This is a genomic window from Microbispora sp. ATCC PTA-5024, assembly GCF_000511135.2.
In the GTDB taxonomy this organism is placed as follows: Bacteria; Actinomycetota; Actinomycetes; order Streptosporangiales; family Streptosporangiaceae; genus Microbispora; species Microbispora corallina.
Map to the genome: position 1 here is coordinate 1,248,410 of NZ_KI866523.1, position 6,378 is coordinate 1,254,787.

The following is a 6,378-nucleotide window of genomic DNA, read 5'->3' on the forward strand; positions in this document are numbered from 1 at the left end:
CTCGGGGACGCCTGAACGTCCGGGCGCCGGTGCCGTGAAGACGACGGAGGGTCCCTCACCATGTGGGTGAGGGACCCTCCGGCTGTCGGGAGGCGTCAGCCGTTCCGGGAGGGACGGCCCACGTTGAAGGGGTCGCCGCCGCCACCCGGGCCGGGACCGCCACCGGGACCGCCACCGGGACCGCCACCGGGACCGTGGCCGCCGCCGGGGCCTCCGTCCGGGCCGCCGTCGCCCTTGCCGTCGCCCTTATGCGGCTTCGGCGGGGGAGCGCAGACGTGGGCGCATCCGCCGAACTTCGACATGTCCGGCGCGACGAACGACGACGGCTCGACGCCCTTGAGCGCGTCGATGAACGTCGCCTTCCAGATCGGGCCGGGGATGGTGGCGCCGAAGACCACGCCGTACGTCCGGCCGCCCATGACCTGGCCGGGCAGCGGGTACCGGACCGGGCCGCGCGGGTCGCCGAGGCTGACCGCGCCCGCCAGGTCGGGGGTGTACCCGGCGAACCAGACGGTGTGGGACTGGTCGCCCGTGCCGGTCTTGCCGGCCGCGTCCCGTCCGATGCCGCCGACCGCGGACATGGTGCCCTTGGTGAACACGCCCTCCAGGATGTGGCTGGTGGCGTCGGCGATGTCGGAGTCGATCGCCTGCCGGCAGTTCGGCTTGAACGGGGTCACCTTGTTGAACCGGTCGGTGATCTCCGTGATGGCCATCGGCTTGCAGTACTTGCCGCGGGCGCCGATGGCGGCGTACGCGCTGGCGACCGTCACCGGGTCCATCTCGTTGAAGCCGAGCGTGAACGGCTGGAACTCCTGCAGCTTCTGGCCGTCGGAGCGCTTGATGCCGAGGTCCTTGGCGGTCTTGACCACGTTGCAGAGGCCGACCTTCTGCTCCAGCGTGAGGAAGAAGGTGTTCACCGACTTCCAGGTGCCGGTCTGCAGGGTCAGGAAGCCGCCGCCGGGCTCGGAGTTGTGCTGCGGCTTGGCGTTCGGGTCGCCGACGTTCTGGCCCTTGCAGTTCTTGAAGTCGGAGTAGGAGTTCGCCTTGAACGTCGCGCCCACGTTGAGGCCGTCGTTGAACTTCCAGCCCTCCTTGAGGGCGGTGATCAGGGTGAACACCTTGAACGTCGAGCCGGCCTGGAAGCCGGTGCCGCCGCCGTGCGCCGCGTCGGCGACGATGTTGAACGACATCTCGTTCTTCTTCTTGCTGGAGCCGTACTTCCGGCTGGAGGCCATCGCCTTGATCGCCCCGGTGCCGGGCTCGACCAGCGCCTCCGAGGCGACCGGCTTGTCGGACGGGTCGACGTACTTCTTGATGGCCTTCTCCGCGGCCTTCTGCATCTTCCGCGACAGGGTCGTCCGGATGGTGAGGCCGCCGCGGGCGAGGAAGTCGTACCGCGCCTTCTCGGTCTTGCCGAACTGGGCGTCGTTGAGGATCTCGTCCCGCACGTAGATGCAGAAGTACGGGTAGTCGCTCTCCTCACAGCCGCCGGGGATGGGCTTGTCCTTGTACCCCAGCTTCTTGGCCTTGGCCGCCGCGGCGTCGGCCGGGGAGATGATGTGCAGCTCGGCCATGCGGTCGAGGACGACGTTGCGCCGCGCGAGCAGCCGCTCCCTGGACGCCTTGCTGACGTTCGGGTCGGTGGCGTTGGGGTTTTGCACGGCGCCGGCCAGCGTGGCGGCCTGGGCGAGGTCGAGATCGGAGGCGTGCTTGCCGAAGAACCGCTTGGACGCCGCCTCGATGCCGTACGAGCCGGCGCCGAAGTACGCGATGTTGAGATACCGGTTGAGGATCTCGTCCTTCGAGTACTTCTGCTCGACGGCCATCGCGTAGCGGATCTCCTTCAGCTTCCGCGAGAAGGTCGGCTCGATGGCCTTGAGCTGGTCTTCCTTCGTCTCGGCGGCGTTGAGGAGGACCTGCTTCACGTACTGCTGGGTGATGGAGGAGCCGCCCTGGGTGACGCCGCCCGTCGTGAGGTTCTTGACCAGCGCGCGGCTCGTGCCCTCCAGGTCGAGCGCGCCGTGGCTGTAGAAGCGGAAGTCCTCGATCGCGACGATGGCCTTCTGCATGATCGGCGCGATCTTCTCCAGCGGCACCGACTCGCGGTTCTGGAAGTAGAACTGGGCGAACGGCTTGCCGTCGGCGTCGAGCAGCGTGGTCTTCTCGGGCAGCGGCGGCTCGGCGAGGTCCTCCGGGGCGATCCGGAGGGTCTCGGTGGCGGACTTGACCGTCACGCCGGCACCCCCGACGGCGGGTAGTGCAATAGCCGCCGCCAGCACCCCCGCGACCGCGGCCGCGCCGATGAGGCGCAGGACGTTCCCCGATCTGGACGCGATGCTTTTGCCTTGAGCTTGCACGAATCCAAGGGTACGTCGGATACGTGACTCCATCGGCCTCGGTTCCACGGCCCGCCATTACCCGTTCACGGGGGTGACTAGTCATTCCCGGCCACGTGGCCTGACATGACCATGCACGAATTTGGTCCCCCCGGGGTATGTCGGTTCGATCGTTTCGTTGCGTACGTTCTCCTCTGCGGCTACTGCAATCAGGAGGCCCGACGCCCGCGCCCGTCGGCCGAAACGACGACTGACCACCTAAGGGGAGTGGGGTCGAACATGTGGATCACGGATTGGACCTCCCGTGCCGCCTGCCGAGGTGCGGATCCTGACGCGCTCTTCGTGCAAGGCGCCGCACAGAACCGGGCGAAGCTCATCTGCCGGGGATGCCCTGTCCGTACCGAATGCCTGGCCGACGCGCTGGACAACCGAATCGAGTTCGGCGTGTGGGGCGGCATGACGGAAAGGGAGCGCCGCGCGCTGCTGAGGCGCCGGCCGGATGTGGATTCCTGGCGCGACCTGCTCGAGTCGGCCAAGGAAGAGTACGAGCGCACGAACGAGCTGATCGCCGGCTGAGCCCGGCGGGACGTCGCCCCCTACCCCGGGGCGGCCTCCGATTCCTCCCACCTCCACCCGGCCCGGCGCCCTAATGGCGGGGCGTCCACCGCGGCCGGTCTACGACGCCAGCAGTTGCCCGATCTGGCGGAGCCCCGCCAGATCGTGCACGTCCTCCGGCATCGCCGGAACCTGGGCGATCGGCACCGTCGGGTGGGCCGACGTGAAGTGGTCACGCTGCCGGCGTTCGCGGGCCCCGAGCTGCATCCGTCCCGCGTGCAGGCGGAGCACGGCCGCTGTCAGGTCGTGCTCGCCCCGGGACTCCAGGTCCTCCGCCGCCGCGAGGCTGCGGGCGGCCGACAGCTCCGGCGCGGGCGAGGTGTGCACGCGGTTGACCACGAGCCCCGCCAGCGGCATCCGCTCGTCGGCCAGCCGTTCGACGAAGTAGGACGCCTCCCGCATGGCGTCGCGCTCCGGCGCGGCGACCACGAGGAACGCCGTCCCCGGCGCCTGCAGCAGCCGGTACGTCTGCTCGGCCCGCTGGCGGAACCCGCCGAAGACCGCGTCGAGCGCGGACACGAACATCTGGATGTCCCGCAGCACCTGGGCGCCGATCACCTTGGTGAGAATGCCGGCGACCATCCCGAACCCGGCGTTGAGCAGGCGGAAGGCGCTGCGCCCGCCGGCCTTCGCGGGCGCGGTGAGGAAGCGGATCAGCCTGCCGTCGAGGAAGCGCCCGAGCCGCTCGGGGGCGTCGAGGAAGTCGAGCGCCGACCGGGACGGCGGCGTGTCGACCACGATCAGGTCCCAGTCGTTGGACCGGCGGAGCTGGCCCAGCTTCTCCATCGCCATGTACTCCTGCGTGCCGGAGAAGCTCGACGACAGCGACTCGTAGAAGGGGTTCGTCAGGATCTGCTGCGCCCGGTCCGGGTCGGCGTGCGCCTCGATGATCTCATCGAAGGTCCGCTTCATGTCGAGCATCATCGCGTGCAGCTCGCCGCCGTCCGGCGACTCCGCGTCGCCCACTCCGGCGACGCGGCGCGGGGTGTTGTCCAGCTCGGTGAGGCCCATGGCCTGGGCCAGCCGCTTGGCGGGGTCCACCGTCAGCACCACGACCGACCGTCCGCGCTCGGCGGCGCGCAGCCCGAGGGCCGCGGCCGTCGTGGTCTTGCCCACCCCGCCCGACCCGCAGCAGACGATGATCCGCGTGTTCGGGTCGTCCAGGATCGCGTCGACGTCCAGCGCGGGTGCTGTCCTGCTCACGACTGTGCCTCTCGACGGCGGTACGGCGTTCGGGGCCGGCCCATCGCGGAGCCGGTCATGCCGCGCCCTGGGCGCGGAGGGCGTCGGCCAGCTCGTAGAGCCCGGCGAGGTCGGCGCCGTCGGGCAGCAGCGGGAGGTCGTAGAGCGGCACGAGCGCCGACTCCAGCTCCGAGCGCTCGCGCTTCTCCAGCTCGGTGCGCCGGGCGTGCTCGCGAACCTCCTCGGCCAGCGCTTCGGCGATCGCGGACGCGTCGGCGGCGCCGTCCGCCAGCCCGGCGGCCTTCAGCCCGAGCGCCAGCTCGGCCGGGTCGAACCGGCCGTCGTAGGCGGCGTCGAGCACCGGCCCCGGCAGCCCCTCCGCCCGGACCATGTTCACGAAGACCCCGCCGACCGGCAGCCGCGTCTCGCGGAGCTCGGCGATGCCGTCGAGGGTCTCCTGGACCGGCATCTCCTCCAGCAGGGTGACGAAGTGCACCGCGGTCTCGGGGGACGACAGGACCCCGCGCACCAGGTCGGCGTGGTTCTTCACCGGGCCGACCCTGGCGAGGCCGGCCACCTCGTCGAAGACGTTGAGGAAGCGGGCGATCCGGCCGGTGGGCGGTGCGTCCATCACGACCGCGTCGTACGTCCTGCCGCCCGACTTGTCGCGGCGCCGCACGGCCTCGCTGGTCTTGCCGGTGACCAGCACGTCGCGCAGGCCGGGGGCGATGGTGGTGGCGAAGTCGACCACGCCCATCCGGGTGAGGGCCTTGCCCATGCGCTTCATGCCGTAGAACATCTCGAGGTAGTCGAGCATGGCCTCTTCGGGGTCGATGGCCAGCGCGTACACGTCCCCGCCGCCGGGCGCGACCGCCACCTTCCGCTCCTCGTACGGCAGCGGGGGCAGGTCGAAGACCTGCGCGATGCCCTGGCGGCCCTCGACCTCCACGAGAAGGACCTTGCGGCCGCCGGCCGCCAGCGCGAGCGCCAGGGCCGCGGCCACCGTGGTCTTGCCGGTGCCGCCCTTGCCACTGACGATGTGCAGCCGGACGCCGTCCCAGTCGGTGTCGCGCGCGCCGCCCTCGGCCGCGCTCACGAACCCGCGCTCGCCCACTGTGCCTCCTCCGGCCGCCTCCCCGGACGTACCCCGCGAGCGCGCGCCGCCGCCCGGGACGGCGTACGCCCGGTCGCGTCGTCGCTGCTCCATTCGCTCACGCTTGGAAGGCTACCCAACGGTTACATGGCGATTCGCGCCGGTCGTCCCCGCCGGAACCTTGCGGTACGGGTCGAGCGTCGATTGGGTAAGGGTTCGCCTATGGGCGCGTGGCCCTGCCATCTCGAAGGAGGTGCCGGCCGTGGAGTCGGTGCTGTTAGCGTTCATCGCCGTCGTGGGCTTCTTCCTGCTCGTCGCGATCGCGCGGGGCGTCCGCGTGGTGCAGCAGTACGAGACGGGGATCGTCTTCCGGCTGGGCCGCATCCAGTCGGAGGTCCGGGGGCCCGGAATGCATCTGATCGTCCCGATCGTCGACCGGATGCAAAAAGTCAACATGCAGATCATCACGATGGGGGTGCCCGCACAGGAGGGCATCACCCGCGACAACGTGTCCGTCCGCGTCGACGCGGTGGTCTACTTCCGGGTGATCGACCCCATCAAGGCGGTCGTCAACGTCCAGAACTACCTGTTCGCGGTCTCCCAGGTGGCCCAGACGTCGCTCCGGTCGGTGATCGGGCAGTCGGAGCTCGACCAGCTCCTGTCCGACAGGGACACGCTGAACGCCCAGCTCAAGGCCGTGATCGACGAACCGACCGAGGGGCCCTGGGGCATCCGGATCGAGCGGGTCGAGATCAAGGACGTGGCCCTGCCTGAGGGCATGAAGCGGTCGATGTCCCGGCAGGCCGAGGCCGAGCGGGAGCGGCGGGCCCGCATCATCACCGCGGACGGCGAGTTCCAGGCGTCCAAGCGGCTCGCGGCCGCCGCCCGCCAGATGTCGTCCGACCCGGCGGCGCTGCAGCTGCGCATGCTGCAGACGGTCGTCGAGGTCGCGGCCGAGAAGAACAGCACGCTGGTCATGCCGCTCCCGGTGGAGTTGCTGCGGTTCTTCGACAAGATGGCCCCCGCGGCCGAGCAGCCGGTGCCGGCGCCCGCGGAGGAGCCCGAGCCGGTCGAGGAGGCGCTCGACGAGCTTCCCGCGATCGACGCGGCGGCCGGCGCGCCGGATCCCGCCGTGCCCCCGGCCGTGGCCCC

General features: G+C 70.6%; 5 protein-coding genes. 2 read left to right on the plus strand and 3 right to left on the minus strand.

The window, feature by feature from the left end; genetic code table 11:
- Nucleotides 1-95 precede the first annotated feature (95 nt).
- Entirely contained in the window at nucleotides 96-2,357 is a 2,262-nt protein-coding gene (locus MPTA5024_RS18275) for a transglycosylase domain-containing protein (RefSeq protein ID WP_084369782.1), read from the minus strand.
- Nucleotides 2,358-2,615: 258 nt separating this feature from the next.
- On the opposite strand from MPTA5024_RS18275, the gene MPTA5024_RS18280 reads away from it, so the two are divergent.
- Nucleotides 2,616-2,912, plus strand: a complete 297-nt coding sequence (locus tag MPTA5024_RS18280; protein WP_036326687.1) for a WhiB family transcriptional regulator — start codon at nucleotides 2,616-2,618, stop codon at nucleotides 2,910-2,912.
- Nucleotides 2,913-3,011: 99 nt separating this feature from the next.
- Here MPTA5024_RS18280 and MPTA5024_RS18285 read toward each other — a convergent pair whose 3' ends face one another.
- On the minus strand, nucleotides 3,012-4,154 hold the full coding sequence (locus MPTA5024_RS18285; RefSeq protein WP_036325244.1) for an ArsA family ATPase: 1,143 nt from the start codon (nucleotides 4,152-4,154) through the stop codon (nucleotides 3,012-3,014).
- A gap of 55 nt (nucleotides 4,155-4,209) precedes the next feature.
- Entirely contained in the window at nucleotides 4,210-5,247 is a 1,038-nt protein-coding gene (locus tag MPTA5024_RS18290; protein WP_198167310.1) for an ArsA family ATPase, read from the minus strand.
- Nucleotides 5,248-5,488: 241 nt separating this feature from the next.
- Here MPTA5024_RS18290 and MPTA5024_RS18295 point away from each other — a divergent pair.
- Nucleotides 5,489-6,378 (plus strand): slipin family protein (locus MPTA5024_RS18295; RefSeq protein ID WP_084369784.1); only part of this gene is annotated, 890 nt, incomplete at its 3' end.